At 71.9% G+C, this 16,724-nt stretch carries 16 protein-coding genes; 8 read left to right on the top strand and 8 right to left on the bottom strand.

The window, feature by feature from the left end:
• Positions 1–87: 87 nt before the first annotated feature.
• The 5 genes from ACIA73_RS07110 to ACIA73_RS07130 form a co-directional block, all read right to left on the bottom strand.
• A complete protein-coding gene (locus tag ACIA73_RS07110; RefSeq protein WP_399437268.1) occupies positions 88–876 on the bottom strand; it encodes a class I SAM-dependent methyltransferase in 789 nt (262 codons plus the stop codon).
• Positions 877–1,203: 327 nt separating this feature from the next.
• Positions 1,204–2,406 carry a diguanylate cyclase domain-containing protein gene (locus tag ACIA73_RS07115; protein WP_399437269.1) on the bottom strand — a complete coding sequence of 401 codons (1,203 nt, stop codon included), beginning with the start codon at positions 2,404–2,406 and terminating at the stop codon, positions 1,204–1,206.
• 84 nt (positions 2,407–2,490) lie between these two features.
• Positions 2,491–3,297 (bottom strand): enoyl-CoA hydratase/isomerase family protein, encoded by an 807-nt coding sequence (locus tag ACIA73_RS07120; RefSeq protein ID WP_399437270.1) that lies wholly within the window; start codon positions 3,295–3,297, stop codon positions 2,491–2,493.
• Positions 3,298–3,374: 77 nt separating this feature from the next.
• On the bottom strand, positions 3,375–4,568 hold the full coding sequence (locus tag ACIA73_RS07125; protein ID WP_399437271.1) for an adenylate/guanylate cyclase domain-containing protein: 1,194 nt from the start codon (positions 4,566–4,568) through the stop codon (positions 3,375–3,377).
• A gap of 223 nt (positions 4,569–4,791) precedes the next feature.
• Positions 4,792–5,670, bottom strand: coding sequence for a biotin--[acetyl-CoA-carboxylase] ligase (locus ACIA73_RS07130; RefSeq protein WP_399437272.1), 879 nt, complete (start codon positions 5,668–5,670; stop codon positions 4,792–4,794).
• Positions 5,671–5,824: 154 nt separating this feature from the next.
• Here ACIA73_RS07130 and ACIA73_RS07135 point away from each other — a divergent pair, with 154 nt between their 5' ends.
• The 4 genes from ACIA73_RS07135 to ACIA73_RS07150 all read left to right on the top strand — a co-directional run bounded on the left by ACIA73_RS07135 (position 5,825) and on the right by ACIA73_RS07150 (position 8,600).
• Complete coding sequence (locus ACIA73_RS07135) at positions 5,825–7,426, top strand: acyl-CoA carboxylase subunit beta (RefSeq protein WP_399437273.1); 1,602 nt, start codon at positions 5,825–5,827, stop codon at positions 7,424–7,426.
• A 65-nt stretch (positions 7,427–7,491) separates the two neighbouring features.
• On the top strand, positions 7,492–7,698 hold the full coding sequence (locus tag ACIA73_RS07140; RefSeq protein ID WP_399437479.1) for an acyl-CoA carboxylase epsilon subunit: 207 nt from the start codon (positions 7,492–7,494) through the stop codon (positions 7,696–7,698).
• A gap of 94 nt (positions 7,699–7,792) precedes the next feature.
• Positions 7,793–7,921: a morphogenic membrane protein MmpB gene (gene mmpB / locus ACIA73_RS07145; protein WP_399437274.1), complete on the top strand. Its 129-nt coding sequence runs from the start codon at positions 7,793–7,795 to the stop codon at positions 7,919–7,921.
• 76 nt (positions 7,922–7,997) lie between these two features.
• Complete coding sequence (locus ACIA73_RS07150; protein ID WP_399437275.1) at positions 7,998–8,600, top strand: Maf family protein; 603 nt, start codon at positions 7,998–8,000, stop codon at positions 8,598–8,600.
• A 30-nt stretch (positions 8,601–8,630) separates the two neighbouring features.
• On the opposite strand, the gene ACIA73_RS07155 is transcribed toward ACIA73_RS07150, so the two are convergent.
• A complete protein-coding gene (locus tag ACIA73_RS07155) occupies positions 8,631–9,137 on the bottom strand; it encodes a hypothetical protein (RefSeq protein WP_399437276.1) in 507 nt (168 codons plus the stop codon).
• A gap of 470 nt (positions 9,138–9,607) precedes the next feature.
• Here ACIA73_RS07155 and ACIA73_RS07160 point away from each other — a divergent pair, with 470 nt between their 5' ends.
• On the top strand, positions 9,608–11,362 hold the full coding sequence (locus ACIA73_RS07160) for an acetyl/propionyl/methylcrotonyl-CoA carboxylase subunit alpha (protein ID WP_399437480.1): 1,755 nt from the start codon (positions 9,608–9,610) through the stop codon (positions 11,360–11,362).
• A 457-nt stretch (positions 11,363–11,819) separates the two neighbouring features.
• Positions 11,820–12,386: a TetR/AcrR family transcriptional regulator gene (locus ACIA73_RS07165; RefSeq protein WP_399437481.1), complete on the top strand. Its 567-nt coding sequence runs from the start codon at positions 11,820–11,822 to the stop codon at positions 12,384–12,386.
• Between the two features lie 56 nt (positions 12,387–12,442).
• Here the strand turns inward: ACIA73_RS07165 and ACIA73_RS07170 are convergent, their stop codons facing one another.
• Positions 12,443–13,417 (bottom strand): DeoR/GlpR family DNA-binding transcription regulator, encoded by a 975-nt coding sequence (locus tag ACIA73_RS07170; protein WP_399437277.1) that lies wholly within the window; start codon positions 13,415–13,417, stop codon positions 12,443–12,445.
• Positions 13,418–13,565: 148 nt separating this feature from the next.
• Positions 13,566–15,005, bottom strand: a complete 1,440-nt coding sequence (locus tag ACIA73_RS07175) for an NAD(P)H-quinone dehydrogenase (RefSeq protein ID WP_399437278.1) — start codon at positions 15,003–15,005, stop codon at positions 13,566–13,568.
• A gap of 263 nt (positions 15,006–15,268) precedes the next feature.
• On the opposite strand from ACIA73_RS07175, the gene ACIA73_RS07180 reads away from it, so the two are divergent.
• A complete protein-coding gene (locus ACIA73_RS07180) occupies positions 15,269–15,706 on the top strand; it encodes a gamma-glutamylcyclotransferase (RefSeq protein WP_399437279.1) in 438 nt (145 codons plus the stop codon).
• Between the two features lie 133 nt (positions 15,707–15,839).
• Positions 15,840–16,649: a purine-nucleoside phosphorylase gene (locus tag ACIA73_RS07185; protein ID WP_399437280.1), complete on the top strand. Its 810-nt coding sequence runs from the start codon at positions 15,840–15,842 to the stop codon at positions 16,647–16,649.
• Positions 16,650–16,724 lie beyond the last annotated feature (75 nt).

Raw genomic sequence — 16,724 nt, forward strand, 5'->3', positions numbered from 1 at the left:
ACGCGGACCCGGATGTGCAGGGGGCGGTAGCCGGTGGGGCAGGGGGCGTCGGGGGTGCGGGTGTGGCCGACCGGGGCGTAGGAGAAGTCAGACACGGCGGAAGAGTGCGGCCCAGAGGAAGCTCTCGCCGAAGCGGGGGGAGTCGGCGGGCTCGTCGTGCATGCGGCGGAGTTCGACCTCGGTGAGGCCGGGGACGGTGGTGAAGATGTCGCGGAGGGCTTCGGGGGTGTAGGCGAGGCCGCCGTGGAGTTGGGGGGCGGCGGCGCCGTAGAGGTCGGCGTCGGGGAGTTCGCAGCCCATGCCGCCCTCGCCGGCCGCGAAGCAGGTGAGGGAGAAGTGGCCGCCGGGGGCAAGGAGGCGGCCGATCAGGGCGAGGTAGGGGATGCGGCGGTGCGGGGGGAGGTGGTGGAAGCAGCCGGAGTCATGGATGAGGTCGTACGGTCCGGACAGTTCACCGGCGCTGAGCAGGAAGGCGTCGCCCTGGTGGAGTCGGAGGCGGGAGCGGACCTCGGGGGTGGCTTCGGCGGCGCGCTCCTGGGCCCAGGAAATGGCCGTCGGGGAGAGGTCGACGGCGTCCACGTCGTACCCGGCGGCGGCGAGGTGGAGGGCGTTGCGGCCGGGGCCGCAGCCGAGGTCGAGGGCGCGGCCCGCGGGGCGCAACAGGCCGCTCGCCAGGTACGAGGCCAGGTTCTCGTCCGGCTTGGAGACGAAGAAGGGGACGGGCTTGTCGCGGTCCGCGTAGAAGCTGTCCCACCAGTCGGAGGCGTCGTCCGTCCAGCGGTCGGCCTCCTTGGCGAAGAGGCCGTCGAGCAGGTCGAGTACGTCGTCGACGGTGCGGATGCCACGGGCGTGGGTTTGGGTATGGATGTGGTTCACAGAAGCCCCCCGGCGGGTGTCATGGTGATAGGTGAATTTTACGAGGGGGGAAGGGAAAAGGCCAGGTCAGAGGACTTATGGGGGTGGTGACTGAGGCTCTGGGCGGGCGGCTGAGGGGCTGCCGCGGGGGGTGTGGGCGCGGGAGGTCGCGAGGGTGGGGGCGGCGCCTTCGTGCACCCCCGTGAGGGCGTTACGGGGCCTCGCAGGGGGTTCGCGGGGACATCTTTCGCGGGGGCGGGCAGGGGGGTGCCGGGGCCCGCCTCGGCCCCGGCCCGGTACCGCCCCGGTGATGCCTCAGCCCCAGCGCGGTACCACCCCGGTGCCGCCTCAGTCCCGGCCCCGGCCCGCGTCCCGCCCCGCACCCCGGAAGCGGCGTCTGTCGCCGCCGGGTGCCGTGTCGCCGCCGCGTACCGACTCCACGAGCGGGACCACTTCGCCGTCGCGGCCCGCGACCACCGGTTCACGGGAGCGGGCGGCCTTGGCGCGGTACTGGGCGGCGTCGGCGAGGCGGAACAGGCGGCGGGCGGAGGTGACTTCGCCGATCGGGTCGCCGGTCGAGGCGACCCCGCAGGCGACGCCCTCGCCGTGCTCCAACTCCGAGGCGCGTACGCACAGTTCGTCCGCCACCGCGACCACCTCGTCCGCCCCGGGACCGACCGACAGCAGACAGAACTCGTCGCCGCCGAGGCGGGCGGCCAGTGCGCCGGGCAGCATCGCGCCGCACAGGGACAGCACACAGCCGAAGCGTTCCAGGAGGCGGTCGCCGGTGGCGTGGCCGTGGGTGTCGTTGACCTGTTTGAGGCCGTTGACGTCGCAGACGACCAGGCTCACCACGGCGCCGGACGAGCGGTGCGCCTCCAGCGCCTCGTCGAGACGTATGTCGACGGCGCGGCGGTTGGCGAGGCCGGTCAGGGGGTCGGTGAAGGCCAGCTTCCGTACCTCTTCGAGGCGTTCGGTCTGGACGATCCCGGCGGCGATCACCGAGGCCAGTACGGTCGCGAAGTCGGCGTCCGCACGGTCGAAGACCGGCTCCCTGGGCCGCCGGGCGACGTACAGCTCGCCCCAGGCCCGCCCGTGCAGCACGATCGGCGCGACCACACAGCAGCCCCTTCCCCGGCGGCGCAGCGCGGCCACCCGCTGATGGCAGTAGCCGCCCGAGCCGCCGGCGGCGGGGCTGCCGGTCACCGACGCGCAGTCGCCCCCCGTCCCCTCCGCCGTCTCCACCCACGCGTCCGGCTCGCCGCCGCCCGCCCACTGCTCGTGGAGGAATTCGGTGATCTCGGGGAACTGATGGACGGGGTAGGTCTCGTCGTCCGGGAACTCCGCTTCGCCGGGGGCGCGCTCGCCCTCGTTGACCAGGACCCGGAGGCGGCCGGCCTCGCGTTCCCAGACGGAGAGGGCCGCGAAGCTGCCGCCCAGGGCGTCCCTGGCCCCCAGCGCGGCCGCCCGCCAGCTCTCGCGCGGGGTGTGTGCCGCAGCCATCGCCTGTGCCAGCGCGACCACGGCACGCAAACGTACATCCTCACCCATTCGTACAGGTTAGGCCGGTTTTGTACGTTCCCCTAGTGGGACGGCCGTGGGACGGCGGATGCCCACCGCCTCAGAGCCTGTGCCTCACTCGCCCGGCCAGTTCGGCTTCCGCTTCTCGTTGAAGGCGGCGACACCCTCGGCGCGGTCACCGGAGAAGGCGACCGAGCGCCAGGCCGCGTCCTCGACCTCCAGGCCGGCCCGCAGGTCCAGGCCCTGGCCCAGGCGCAGCGCCTTCTTCGCCGCGCGCAGGCCGACGGGTGAGTTGGCGGCCATCCGGGCGGCCAGGGCGAGGGCCTCCCCACGGGCGTCGCCGGACTCCGTCAGTACGTCGACCAGGCCCAGCTGCTCGGCCTCCTCCGCCTCCACCCGGCGGGCGGTGAACACCAGCTCCGCCGCCCTGGCCGCACCGACCCGGCGCGGCAGCAGCTGCGTACCGCCGCCGCCGGGGATGACACCGACGGACACCTCGGGCAGGCCGACCACGGCGGAGAAGTCGGCGACGATCACGTCGCAGGCGAGGGCGAGCTCGAAGCCGCCGCCCAGCGCGTAGCCGTGGACGGCGGCGATGGTCGGCATCGGGAGTTCGAGGACACCGGTGTAGGCGGCGCGCGCGGTGGGGCGCTGGCGGACCAGTTCGGCGTCGGTGAAGGAGTTGCGCTCCTTGAGGTCGGCGCCGACGCAGAAGGCGCGGTCGTTGGAGGAGGTGACCACCGTGGTGCGGACGGTGGGGTCGGCGGCCAGGGCGTCACAGGCGGCGGCGATGGCGACAGCCATCGCGCTGGACACCGCGTTCATCGCCTTGGGGCGGTCCAGGACCAGTTCGGCGACATGCCCGCCGTCGCCGTGCCGTCGTACCGCCACGAATTCGCCGAAGCGCCGCGCGTCGTCCATGTCCGTACCCCTGCCGTCGGTTAACGATCGTTTCCCGGGGTGATCCTAGGCACGGGCCCGCGCGCGCAGGAAGGGGCTCAGGAGGACTCGGAGCCCGGCTTGGCGCGGCGATTGAGCATCCACGGCTCCACTATTCCGAGCCCACGGACCGGCCGCTGCCACATCGGCTGGAGGCCGAAGCGGTACGTCGGTGCCTCGGTGCCCTCCTGGGCGGCCTTCTCCGCCTCGGTGGCGGCCTCCGCCTCGGAGACGGGGGCGTCGCCGGTGCGGGACAGTTCCTCGGCGAGCGCGCCGTCGACCAGGACGGTGTCCTTGGGAGCTATCGAGGTGAGCCGGGAGGCCAGGTTCACCGTCGTACCGAAGACGTCGCCCATGCGGGTCGTGACGGTGCCGAAGGCGATGCCGACGCGCAGCGAGGGCATGGTCTGGTCGTGCGAGAGGGTCTCGATGAGGCGCAGGGCGATCTCCGCCGCCGTACCGGCGTCGTCGGCGCAGTAGAGGACCTCGTCGCCGAGGGTCTTGATGAGGCGGCCGCCGTGGGCGGCGACCAGGTCGGCGCAGGTGGTCTCGAAGGCCTCGACGAGCTCGCCGAGTTCCTCCTCCTCCAGGCGGCGGGTCAGGCGGGTGAAGCCGACCAAGTCCGCGAAACCGACGGCCAGCCGGCGGTCGACCATCTCGTCGTCGTCGGCGGCCTGGACGACCCGGCCGGTGGCGGCGGCGAGCTGGCGGCGCCAGACGTAGACCAGGAACTCCTCCAGCTCGGGCAGGAGGAGCTCGATGAGGGGGTAGGTCACCTCGGTGCGGGTCATGCCGGGCTCGGGGGGTTCGGTGAGCCCTTCGAGGAAACTGTCGATCTGCCACTCGGCCAGACGGGCGGTGGTCTGACCGGTGGAACGGGCCACCTGGACGGCCATCGGCTCACTGAGCAGCCCGGCCTCGACGAGGCCCGCGAGGCGGCGCAGGGCCAGCACGTCGGCCTCGGTGAGGGCCTTGGCCTGGCCGATGTCGGGGAAGCCCATGGCGCGCCAGAAGCGGGAGGCGAGATCCATGGAGACGCCGGCGGTGCGGGCGGCCTGGAAGGGGGTGTAGCGGCGCTCGGCCCCGAGGATGAGCTGTTCGAGGCGGATGGCGAGGGGGTCGTCGGAGGGTTCGGCGGTGTGGTCGACCTCGTGGAACACGGGGGAGACGGCTTCCCTGGGGGGCGCAGGGGTCGCCGGAGTGGGGGGGTGGGGGTCCGAGTCCCCGCCGGACGTGGTGTCGTCGACGGTCACCTGCCGCCTCCTGCCCGTTCCCTGCGCACTGCCGTACCGCCGCCTGTCGATCTGTCGCCCGACCCTGGTCCCCGGCCCCGGGTGGTCCGCGTGGGGCCGGTGGCCGGGTGGGTGGACCCAACGATACGGCAGATGTGCTGTGGCTCACTCATGGTGGCGGGTGGGGTTTGCGGGTCGGGGGTGTGCGGGGCGGGGGTGTGTGCGGTTCGGCGGGCGGGCGTGGTCAGGTGCTCGGGCGCAGGTGTACGACGTCGCCGGCGCCCACCGGGTGCTGGAGGCCCTCGGCGGTGGCGAGGACCAGGCGGCCGTCGCCGTCGACGGCCACGGCTTCGCCGGTGAGGGCGTGGCCGCCGGGGAGTTCGGCGCGGACCATCCGGCCGAGGGTGGAGCAGCCGGCGGCGTACGCCTCCTGGAGGCCGCTGACGGCCGGGTCGCCGTCGGCCGCGCGCCAGTCGACGTACCGCTGCTCGACGGAGCGCAGGACGGCGCGCAGCAGGGGGTCGCGGTCGGTGGAGACGGCGCCGGCGAGGGCGAGGGAGGCGGCGGCGGGGACGGGGAGTTCGTCGGCGCGCAGGGAGACGTTGAGGCCGATGCCGATGACGACGCCGTCACCGACGCGCTCCGCGAGGATGCCGCCCGCCTTGCGTTCCTCGCCGGCGACGGTGATCAGGAGGTCGTTGGGCCACTTCAGGGCCGTGTCGACGCCGGCCGTACGGGAGACCGCGGTGGCGACGGCGACGCCGGTGAGGAGCGGGAGCCAGCCCCAGCGTTCCACCGGGACGTCCTCGCCCGGCTCCAGGTAGACGGAGAAGAACAGGCCGGAGCGGGCCGGGGCGGACCAGGTGCGGTCGAGGCGACCGCGGCCCTTGGTCTGCTCCTCGGCGATCAGTACCGCGCCCTCGCCCAGCTCCGCGGCGCGTCCGGCCAGGTCGCTGTTGGTCGACCCGGTGGAGGTGACGACGTCGAGCGAGGTCCACAGGGCGCCTTCGCGAACCAGCGCGCGCCGCAGTCCCGTCGCGTTGAGCGGGGGGCGTTCGAGGTCGTTCCAGCGGTGGGGTCCGGAGCCCTGCGGGCCACTGCCTGAATCATCGGAAGGCATCATGCAACCCAGACTAGGTGTGGCAAACGACGCACTGCCGAGGGACGGTCCCGCCGTTACGCTACGGACCAGTAGCCGCCCGTACCGTCTCCACCGTCAGCACGTGCAGTTGACATCGACCGAGGCGTACGCAGTCGAAGCAGGGAGCCGCACCCTCGTGTCCGCAGCCGCAGAGCCCGCAGAGTCCGCAGAGGTCGACGTCCACACCACCGCCGGGAAGATCGCCGATCTGAGTCGCCGTATCGAGGAGGCGACGCACGCGGGTTCCGAGCGCGCGGTCGAAAAGCAGCACGCCAAGGGCAAGTTGACCGCCCGGGAGCGGATCGACCTGCTCATGGACGAGGGCTCCTTCGTCGAGCTGGACGAGTTCGCCCGGCACCGCTCCACCAACTTCGGCATCGAGAAGAACCGCCCGTACGGCGACGGCGTCGTCACCGGGTACGGAACGGTCGACGGCCGCCCGGTCTGCGTCTACTCCCAGGACTTCACCATCTTCGGCGGCTCGCTCGGCGAGGTGTACGGCGAGAAGATCGTCAAGGTCATGGACTTCGCGCTGAAGACCGGCTGCCCGGTCATCGGCATCAACGACGGTGGCGGCGCCCGCATTCAGGAGGGCGTCGCGGCGCTGGGTCTGTTCGCGGAGATCTTCCGGCGGAACGTGCACGCCTCCGGCGTCGTACCGCAGATCTCGCTGATCGTCGGCCCGTGCGCGGGCGGCGCGGTCTACTCCCCCGCGATCACCGACTTCACGGTGATGGTGGATCAGACCTCGCACATGTTCATCACCGGACCCGACGTCATCAAGACCGTCACCGGCGAGGACGTCGGCTTCGAGGACCTCGGCGGCGCGCGCACCCACAACACCACCTCCGGTGTCGCGCACCACATGGCGGGTGACGAGAAGGACGCCATCGAGTACGTCAAATCGCTGCTCTCCTACCTGCCTTCGAACAACCTCAGCGAGGCCCCGGCCTTCCCCGAGGAGGCGGACCTGGAGACCTCCGACGAGGACCGCGAGCTGGACACCCTCATCCCGGACAGCGCCAACCAGCCGTACGACATGCACACGGCGATCGAGCACGTCCTGGACGAGGGCGAGTTCCTGGAGACCCAGGCCCTGTTCGCGCCGAACATCCTCACCGGCTTCGGCCGGGTGGAGGGCCACCCGGTGGGCATCGTCGCCAACCAGCCGATGCAGTACGCCGGTTGCCTCGACATCAACGCCAGCGAGAAGGCCGCCCGCTTCGTCCGCACCTGCGACGCCTTCAACGTGCCGGTGCTGACCTTCGTGGACGTTCCCGGCTTCCTGCCGGGCGTCGACCAGGAGTACGGCGGCATCATCCGCCGCGGCGCCAAGCTGATCTACGCGTACGCCGAGGCGACCGTCCCGCTCATCACGGTCATCACCCGCAAGGCCTTCGGCGGCGCGTACGACGTCATGGGTTCCAAGCACCTGGGCGCCGACCTCAACCTGGCCTGGCCGACCGCCCAGATCGCCGTGATGGGCGCCCAGGGCGCGGTGAACATCCTGCACCGCCGCACCATCGCCGCCGCCGACGACCCGGAGGCCACCCGCGCCGAACTGATCGCCGACTACGAGGACGCCCTCCTCAACCCGTACGTCGCGGCCGAACGCGGTTACGTCGACGCGGTGATCATGCCCTCGGAGACCCGCCGTCACATCGTCCGCGGGCTGCGCCAGCTGCGTACCAAGCGCGAGTCCCTGCCGCCGAAGAAGCACGGCAACATCCCGCTCTAGGCCGACCGCCCGCTCCCGCGCGACACCCCTCTCCAGGAAGGGACTTGGTGACCTCGATGAACGACATGATCAAGGTGGTACGGGGCAATCCGACCCCGGAGGAGCTGGCCGCCGCACTGGCGGTGGTCCAGGCCCGCGCCGCGGCCTCGGGCACCGCGGCGCCCGGCCCCGACGCCCCCCGCCCGGCCTGGTCCGACCCGGCCAGGGTGGCCGCCCACCGGCTGCCGCAGCCGGGGCCGTCCGCCTGGGGGCGCACGTACTGGCCCGGATAGGCCGGACGTGCCTCATGAATTAGTCATTCCGCACCGTGGCGCCTGAGTACATGTACTCAGGCGCCACGGTCGTCCCGGCAGCACTATCAAAGGCATGCTGTGGTCCGACCCGAAGAATGAGCCGCCCAAGGAGCTCCGCGACATGCAGGCGATGCTGCGCCGCGCGGGGCTGCTGCTGGCGTTGGCGATGGTGGTGGCGATGATCGTGGCGGGGGTGCGGTGAGGATCCCCGCCCGGCCCCAGGAGCGTGCGTCCGACGCGGGCTCCGAGCACCCCCGCCCACTCACTAGCCTGGTGGCATGACTTCTTCGCGCCGCCTCGTGCTCGGTTCCGCTTCTCCCGCCCGGCTGGGCCTGCTGCGACAGGCGGGGCTCGCACCCGAGGTGATCGTCAGCGGGGTCGACGAGGACGCGCTGAGCGCCCCGACGCCGGGCGAGCTGGCCCTCGTACTGGCGACCGCGAAGGCGGACGTGGTGGCGGCCCTCCCCGAGGCGTCCGGAGCCCTGGTCATCGGCTGCGACTCCGTACTGGAACTGGACGGCCGGGCCCTCGGCAAGCCGGACGACGCCGAGGACGCCACCGCCCGCTGGAAGGCCATGCGCGGCCGTTCCGGAATCCTCCGGACCGGCCACTGCGTCATCGATACGTCGACGGGCCGGCGGGCCTCCGCCACCGCCTCCACCACCGTCCACTTCGCCGAGCCGTCGGACGCGGAGATCGCCGCGTACGTGGCGAGCGGTGAACCCCTGCACGTGGCAGGGGCGTTCACTCTGGACGGCCGGTCCGCGCCCTTCGTGAAGGGCGTCGAGGGCGACCCGGGCAATGTCATCGGACTCTCGCTGCCGCTGCTGCGGACGCTGCTCGCGGAACTGGACGTGGCGATCACCGATCTGTGGGCCTGAGCGGCCCCCCAGGGCGGTGCCGGACCGCCCCTACACGGTTGCGGGCGAGCCGTTCCCCGGCGGGGCCGCGGGCTTCTCCGGGGACGGGGGCGGGGCGGGCGGGCCGTCCGCGGCCGGGTCGTGCAGGCGGTCGTCCGCGCTCCCGTACAGCAGCAGGCTCAGCACGATCAGGCCGAGCACGATCATCATGTACGCGAACGCCCACCAGCTCACCAGGCCCACCGCCAGTGCGCCCAGCACCCCGTGGATCACGGCGGCCACGATCAGCAGGATGCGGCCGAAGCGGCCGGGCGCGCGGCCGGTGACGGCGGCGCGGATCAGGAAGAAGGCGCAGACGGCGAGATAGAGGCCGGAGACCGCGCCCAGGATGAACGTGGCGGTGGACACCGCGTCGGGGTCTGAGCCCGCCAGGGACATCGTCTGGTTCCGCACGACCTTGCCGAGCACGATGTTGACGAAGACGATCGCGACCGCCTCCACGATCAGCACCGCGCCGGTCAGAGCGCCGGTCGCCACGGCTATCGGCCTGCGGGCCATCCGCCCCCACCTGCTTCCCGGGTGTTACCCGTCGTTACGTCGCTGTACCGCGCAGGCTACTAACCAGTAATGGGCTGTACAAGGGGTTGAGCAAGGCTCGTAACTCGCTCACGGCCGGGCAAAGAAACCCTTGGCCTCTCGTAGGGATCCCACAAAGAATGCCCCCGCCCCGCTGGCCGCCAGGACAGAGACCTTGACCACATCGCGGCACTACTGTGCGAGGTACCAAGCCGCCGTACCGTGGTGCGACAAGGGTTTTCCCGACTCCAGCGATCCTCGAATCACCCTGTGTGTGGGCAAGCTCACCATTGGGGGCCGCTCGTGCGGTCGTGTCGGCAGTCCCTAAACTCAGCATGTTTCAGCGAAGCCTTTCGGCACGATGATCCGCCGAGCTCCCCGGCTCGGGTGCATCCGGCCGGGAGCCCCGGGTGCAACCCCCGGGACACAGACACAGCATGGAGGGAGCCATCGTGCGCAAGGTGCTCATCGCCAACCGAGGCGAGATCGCTGTCCGCGTCGCCCGCGCCTGCAGCGACGCCGGTATTGCGAGCGTCGCCGTGTACGCCGATCCGGACCGGGACGCTCTGCACGTCCGGGTTGCCGACGAGGCGTTCGCCCTGGGCGGTGACACTCCGGCCGCGTCGTACCTGGACATGGCCAAGGTGCTCCAGGCGGCCAAGGACTCGGGGGCGGACGCGATCCACCCCGGTTACGGATTCCTGTCCGAGAACGCGGAGTTCGCGCAGGCGGTGCTCGACGCGGGTCTGACCTGGATCGGTCCGCCGCCGCAGGCCATCCGCGACCTCGGTGACAAGGTGGCGGCCCGTCACATCGCGCAGCGTGCCGGTGCGCCGCTGGTCGCGGGCACCCCCGACCCGGTCTCCGGTTCGCAGGAGGTCGTCGCCTTCGCCGAGGAGCACGGCCTTCCCATCGCCATCAAGGCCGCCTTCGGTGGCGGCGGCCGTGGCCTGAAGGTCGCGCGCACCCTCGAAGAGGTCCCGGAGCTGTACGACTCGGCGGTCCGCGAGGCCGTCGCCGCCTTCGGCCGCGGCGAGTGCTTCGTCGAGCGCTACCTCGACAAGCCGCGCCACGTCGAGACCCAGTGCCTGGCCGACACCCACGGCAACGTCGTGGTCGTCTCCACCCGCGACTGCTCGCTCCAGCGCCGCCACCAGAAGCTGGTGGAGGAGGCCCCGGCCCCCTTCCTCTCCGAGGCGCAGAACGCCGAGCTGTACGCCTCCTCGAAGGCGATCCTGAAGGAGGCCGGCTACGTCGGCGCCGGCACGGTCGAGTTCCTGGTCGGCGCGGACGGCACAATCTCCTTCCTGGAGGTCAACACCCGTCTCCAGGTGGAGCACCCGGTCACCGAAGAGGTCACCGGCATCGACCTGGTCCGCGAGATGTTCCGCATCGCCGACGGCGAGGAACTCGGTTACGGCGACCCGGCGGTGCGCGGCCACAGCTTCGAGTTCCGCATCAACGGCGAGGACCCGGGCCGCGGTTTCCTCCCGGCCCCCGGCACGGTCACGAACTTCGCCCCGCCGACCGGTCCCGGTGTCCGCCTGGACGCCGGTGTCGAGACGGGCTCGGTCATCGGCCCGGCGTGGGACTCCCTCCTCGCCAAGCTGATCGTCACCGGCGCCACCCGTGAGCAGGCCCTGCAGCGGGCCGCCCGTGCGCTCGCCGAGTTCAACGTCGAGGGCATGGCGACGGCGATCCCCTTCCACCGCGCGGTGGTGGTGGACCCGGCGTTCACCGCCGACCCCTTCCGCATCCACACCCGGTGGATCGAGACCGAATTCGTCAACGAGATCCCGCCGTTCACCGTGCCGGGTGCCGAGGGCGACGAGGACGAGTCGGGCCGCGAGACCATCGTCGTCGAGGTCGGCGGCAAGCGGCTCGAAGTCTCCCTGCCGTCCTCCCTGGGCATGACGCTGGCCCGTACCGGCCTGGCCGCCGGTGCCAAGCCGAAGCGCCGCGCGGCGAAGAAGGCGGGCTCGGCAGCCTCCGGCGACAGCCTCGCCTCGCCCATGCAGGGCACCATCGTCAAGGTCGCGGTCGAGGAGGGGCAGCAGGTCAACGAGGGTGACCTGATCGTCGTCCTCGAAGCCATGAAGATGGAGCAGCCGTTGAACGCGCACCGCGCGGGGACGGTGAAGGGGCTTGCGGCGGAGGTGGGGGCGTCCGTCACCTCCGGCGCCCTGATCTGCGAAATCAAGGACTGAGTGGGGCTCGCACGGCTCGTACGCAGTGAAACGGCCCGCCCTTCCCTCCGGGGAAGGGCGGGCCGTTCTTGTGCGGGCGACCGCGTGCCGTGGGAGGACACCTGGCCGCGAGCCCCCAAACCCCTCCGGCCGCGGCGGGCTATGGCCCCTCCCCGCCCCTTCCCTGAACCGCTGGCCGCGGGGCTGGTGGGTACGTGCGGGGGCGTCGTGGTCGCTCGCGCAGTTCCTCGCGCCCCTGGAAGGCGGCCTGCGACCGCCCCAGGGGGCGGGACGGGCGGGCAAGGGGGCCGCCCACTCCGCCATGCCTCGCCGCCCGCTTGGAGTCACACCCTGTCTGTCTGGGTCCGGCTCCGCCATCGTCCCGGCGCCGTACCCCCGCCTCGCCCCCAATGGCATGCTGGTCCGCATGGCGACCACCAGTCCCCCCACCACCAGCACCGTCCCCGGCCCCCGCCCCATGCGTGCCGACGCGCGGCGCAACTACGAGAAGCTGCTCGCCGAGGCGCGGACCGCGTTCGCCGAGCACGGCACCGACGCCTCGCTGGAAGAGGTCGCACGCCGCGCAGGCGTCGGCATCGGCACGCTGTACCGCCGCTTCCCCACCCGGCACGCCCTGCTGAGTGCCGTCTTCCAGGACGCGGTGGACGAACTGCTCGCCCACGCGCAGGAGTTGGAGAAGTCCCCCGCCCCGTGCGAGGCACTCGTCACCTGGCTGCGCGCCATCATCACTCATACGGGTGAGTACCGAGGGCTGGCGAGGGCCCTCATGACCGCCTCCGCATGCCCGGACGGCACCGGAGAGGGCACCGCCATGGCCGCGTGCAGCATCCCGATGCGGGAGGCCGGCACAGCCCTGCTGGCACGGGCGCAGGAGGCGGGTACGGTACGGGCCGACGTACCGATCCGGGACCTGATGCAGCTGACCAACGCGATCGCACTGGCCGCCGAGCAGTCCCCGGACGACCCCGAGTTGGCCGACCGCCTGCTCTCCCTGGCGGTACGCGGACTGCGCCCCCGGCAGTAACCGGGGCGCTCCCGCACAACCGCCCTCCCGCGCGCCTGCGTCGGCCCAGCCTCCCGCTAACGCCTCCGCATGTCCGCCACCCGGGCCCGCTCCCCCGGCGACTGCTGCTCGGCCAGCGCGGCCGCACTGCGCAGCTGCGCCCCCGGTGCACCCGGGTGGGTCCGGCGCTGGCCCGGCAACGGCACTTCCCGACGGGGCTGTTGGCGCCCCGCCGGGGCCCCGTCACCCCCCGGGCCGGCCGCTCCCGCACCCGAGCCCGCGACGGCGATCTGGACACCCTGGTCGGCGAGCGCCTGCAACTCCGTCGCCGCCCGTTCGTCATGAGCCGGCGGCTCATCGGTGACGAGACGGGTGATGACGTCGGTGGGCACTGTCTGGAACATGGTGTCGGTGCCGAGCTTGGTGTGGTCGGCGAGGACCACCACCTCCGCGGCGGCCTGTACCAGCGCCCGGTCCACGCTCGCGGAGAGCATGTTGGACGTGGAGAGCCCGCGCTCGGCGGTCAGGCCACTGCCGGAGAGGAAGGCGCGGGAGACGCGCAGCCCCTGGAGGGACTGCTCCGCGCCGCTGCCGACAAGGGCGTAGTTGGAACCCCGCAGGGTCCCACCCGTCATGACGACTTCGACACGGTTGGCGTGTGCCAACGCCTGGGCGACCAGCAGGGAGTTGGTGACGACGGTCAGCCCGGGGACCCGGGCCAGGCGTCTCGCCAGCTCCTGCGTGGTCGTACCGGCGCCGACGACGATGGCCTCCCCCTCCTCCACGAGTCCTGCGGCGAGGTCGGCGATGGCCGTCTTCTCCGCGGTCGCGAGGTGGGATTTCTGCGGAAAGCCGGATTCACGGGTGAACCCGCCCGGCAGTACCGCACCGCCGTGCCGACGGTCGAGGAGTCCTTCTGCCTCCAGCGCCCGCACGTCCCGCCGTACGGTCACTTCGGAGGTCTGGACGACGCGGGCGAGCTCACGGAGCGAAACCGCCCCGTTGGCCCGCACCATTTCGAGGATCAATTGGCGACGTTCTGCAGCGAACACGAAACTGACAGTAACCTGACCGGCCGATAGTTTTCAGCAGTTTGCGCCGAATAACAGAAGTTGGTCGCAAACAGCTGTCCGGAGTGGTATATGGCCTCCGGCCGGGGCAAGTTCCGGCCCCGGCCGGTCAAGTGGCCGTCACACCGGGTCAGTTCTCGCCCGCGACCTTACGGGTGTGCAGCTGCCGTGCCACCTCGGCGATCGAACCCGACAGGGACGGGTACACCGTGAACGCCTTCGCGATCTGCTCGACGGTCAGGCTGTTGTCGACGGCGATCGAGATCGGGTGGATGAGTTCACTCGCGCGCGGGGCCACCACCACACCACCGACGACGATCCCGGTGCCGGGGCGGCAGAACAGCTTCACGAAGCCGTCCCGGATGCCCTGCATCTTGGCGCGGGGGTTGCGCAGCAGGGGGAGCTTGACGCCCCGGGCGTCGATCCGGCCCGCGTCCACGTCGGCCTGGGTGTAACCGACGGTGGCGATCTCCGGGTCGGTGAAGACGTTGGAGGAGACCGTCTTGAGGTCCAGCGGGGCCACCGCGTCGCCGAGGAAGTGGTACATGGCGATACGTCCCTGCATGGCGGCGACGGAGGCGAGCGCGAAGACGCCCGTCACGTCACCGGCCGCGTAGACGCCGGGCGCGGAGGTGCGGGAGACCCGGTCGGTCCAGATGTGGCCGCTGTCCTTGACCTTGACCCCGGCCTCCTCCAGGCCCATGCCCGCGGAGTTGGGGATGGCGCCGACGGCCATCAGGCAGTGCGAGCCGGAGATGACGCGGCCGTCGGCCAGAGTGACCTCGACGCGGTCGCCGACCCGCTTGGCGGACTGGGCGCGGGAGCGGGCCATCACGTTCATGCCGCGACGGCGGAAGACGTCTTCGAGGACGGCGGCGGCGTCCGGGTCCTCGCCGGGGAGGACCCGGTCACGGGAGGAGACGAGGGTGACGCGCGAACCGAGCGCCTGGTAGGCGCCCGCGAACTCGGCACCCGTCACACCGGAACCGACCACGATCAGCTCGTCGGGGAGCTCGTCGAGGTCGTACACCTGCGTCCAGTTGAGGATCCGCTCGCCGTCGGGCTGGGCGTCCGGGATCTCACGGGGATGGCCGCCGGTCGCGATCAGTACGGCGTCGGCGGTCAGCCGCTCCTCGGTGCCGTCGGCGGAGGTGACCACCACGGTCCGCGAACCGTCGTTGGCCTGCTGGCCCTCAAGCCGTCCCCGGCCGCGCACCACGCGGGCGCCGGCCCGGGTCACGGAGGCGGTGATGTCGTGCGACTGCGCGAGCGCGAGCCGCTTCACCCTCCTGTTGACCTTGCCGAGGTCCACGCCGACGACACGCGCGGACTGCTCCTCGGGCGGGGTGTCGTCGGCCACGAGGATGCCCAGCTCCTCGTACGAGGAGTCGAAGGTCGTCATCACCTCGGCCGTGGCGATCAGAGTCTTGGACGGTACGCAGTCGGTGAGAACCGACGCCCCGCCGAGTCCGTCGCAGTCGACGACGGTCACCTCTGCGCCGAGCTGGGCGCCCACCAGGGCCGCCTCGTACCCGCCGGGTCCGCCGCCGATGATCACGATCCGGGTCACGAAAAGTCCGCCTCGCGTTCGCTTGAGTCGCGTCTGTCCCCCCGGGCCGTCTGCCCGCCCCGGACGGGGTGCCGGGGGGTCGCCCCGGCGTAATGCAGTACGTACCTCATTGTCCCGCACGCGGACGCGGGCTTCGCCCCGGGGCCCTCCAGACGGGAACTCGGACGGGGGGACGGTCGTTGTAGGTGGCCCGGCGGCCTTCCGGGCGTACGGGATCGCCTCCCTTCCTACGGGACCCGCCCCCCTCCCGTACCCTCGGACCCATGTCGCTCTACGCCGCGTACGCCGGCAACCTCGACGCGCGGCTGATGTCCCGCCGCGCCCCGCACTCGCCGCTGCGCGGCACGGGCTGGCTCAACGACTGGAGACTGACCTTCGGCGGTGAGCAGATGGGCTGGGAGGGCTCGCTCGCCACACTGGTGGAGGCGCCCCGCTCCCAGGTGTTCGTGGCGCTCTACGACATCGCCCCCATGGACGAGGACTCCATGGACCGCTGGGAGGGCGTGGGCCTGGACATCTACCGCCGGATGCGGGTCCGCGTACACACCCTGGACGGTGAGGAAGCGGCCTGGATGTACGTCCTGAACGGGTACGAGGGCGGGCTGCCCTCCGCGCGCTACCTGGGCGAACTGGCGGACGCGGCGGAGTCCGCGGGGGCGCCGCACGACTATGTGATGGAGCTCCGCAAGCGTCCCTGCTGACGCCCGGTACGGGTTCGGCTTATGTACGGAGGGGGCCCGGGCCACTTTTCGTGGCTTCCTCCAACGCAACAATCGCATTGCCGTCCGCGAGGACATCTACGCGCGTAGGGCTGAACCGGCTACCCTCTTCCGCGTGAACGCATCTGTTATTTCGGACCCCCAAGCCGCCGCCGACGCCGCGGCCACGCGCCTGCGTGAACTCACCGGCGCCGACACCCACGACGTCGCCCTCGTGATGGGCTCCGGCTGGGCGCCCGCCGTGGATGCCCTCGGCGAGCCCGAGGCCGAGTTCCCGGTCACCGAGCTGCCCGGCTTCCCGCCTCCGGCCGTTGAAGGACACGGCGGCAAGATCCGCTCGTACAAGATCGGCGACAAGCGCGCGCTGGTCTTCCTCGGGCGCACGCACTTCTACGAGGGCCGTGGGGTGGCCGCCGTCGCGCACGGCGTCCGCACCGCCGTCGCCGCGGGCTGCAAGACCATCGTGCTGACCAACGGCTGCGGCGGTCTGCGCGAGGGCATGCGCCCCGGCCAGCCGGTCCTCATCAGCGACCACCTGAACCTGACCGCCGCCTCCCCCATCATCGGCGCCAACTTCGTCGACCTCACCGACCTCTACTCGCCGCGGCTGCGCGCGCTGTGCAAGGAGGTGGACGAGACGCTGGAGGAGGGCGTGTACGTCCAGTTCCCCGGCCCGCACTACGAGACGCCGGCCGAGATCAACATGGTGCGGGTCATGGGCGGCGACCTCGTCGGCATGTCCACCGTGCTGGAGGCCATCGCGGCGCGCGAGGCGGGGGCCGAGGTGCTCGGCATCTCCCTGGTCACCAACCTCGCCGCAGGCCTCTCGGGCGAGCCCCTCAACCACGAGGAGGTCCTCCAGGCCGGACGCGACTCGGCGGCCCGCATGGGGTCGTTGCTGGCACGGGTGCTGGAGCGCATCTAGCGGTTGCTCCGCCGGGGTGCGGGTACGGGTGCATGACCCTGCGGGGCGGGCTCCCCCACCCCGCCCCTTCCCGAA

It is taken from the genome of Streptomyces sp. NPDC051561 (genome assembly GCF_044454195.1).
In the GTDB taxonomy this organism is placed as follows: domain Bacteria; phylum Actinomycetota; class Actinomycetes; order Streptomycetales; family Streptomycetaceae; genus Streptomyces.

What these genes read in the sequence shown, in the direction of transcription:
- ACIA73_RS07130 (WP_399437272.1), bottom strand. Translation starts at nt 5,670, where the DNA reads ATGATGCCTTCCGATGATTCAGGCAGTGGCCCGCAGGGCTCCGGACCC.
- ACIA73_RS07150 (WP_399437275.1), top strand. Translation starts at nt 7,998, where the DNA reads ATGACTTCTTCGCGCCGCCTCGTGCTCGGTTCCGCTTCTCCCGCCCGG.
- ACIA73_RS07165 (WP_399437481.1), top strand. Translation starts at nt 11,820, where the DNA reads ATGCGTGCCGACGCGCGGCGCAACTACGAGAAGCTGCTCGCCGAGGCG.
- ACIA73_RS07155 (WP_399437276.1), bottom strand. Translation starts at nt 9,137, where the DNA reads ATGGCCCGCAGGCCGATAGCCGTGGCGACCGGCGCTCTGACCGGCGCG.
- ACIA73_RS07120 (WP_399437270.1), bottom strand. Translation starts at nt 3,297, where the DNA reads ATGGACGACGCGCGGCGCTTCGGCGAATTCGTGGCGGTACGACGGCAC.
- ACIA73_RS07180 (WP_399437279.1), top strand. Translation starts at nt 15,269, where the DNA reads ATGTCGCTCTACGCCGCGTACGCCGGCAACCTCGACGCGCGGCTGATG.
- ACIA73_RS07115 (WP_399437269.1), bottom strand. Translation starts at nt 2,406, where the DNA reads ATGGGTGAGGATGTACGTTTGCGTGCCGTGGTCGCGCTGGCACAGGCG.
- ACIA73_RS07140 (WP_399437479.1), top strand. Translation starts at nt 7,492, where the DNA reads ATGATCAAGGTGGTACGGGGCAATCCGACCCCGGAGGAGCTGGCCGCC.
- mmpB (WP_399437274.1), top strand. Translation starts at nt 7,793, where the DNA reads ATGCTGTGGTCCGACCCGAAGAATGAGCCGCCCAAGGAGCTCCGCGAC.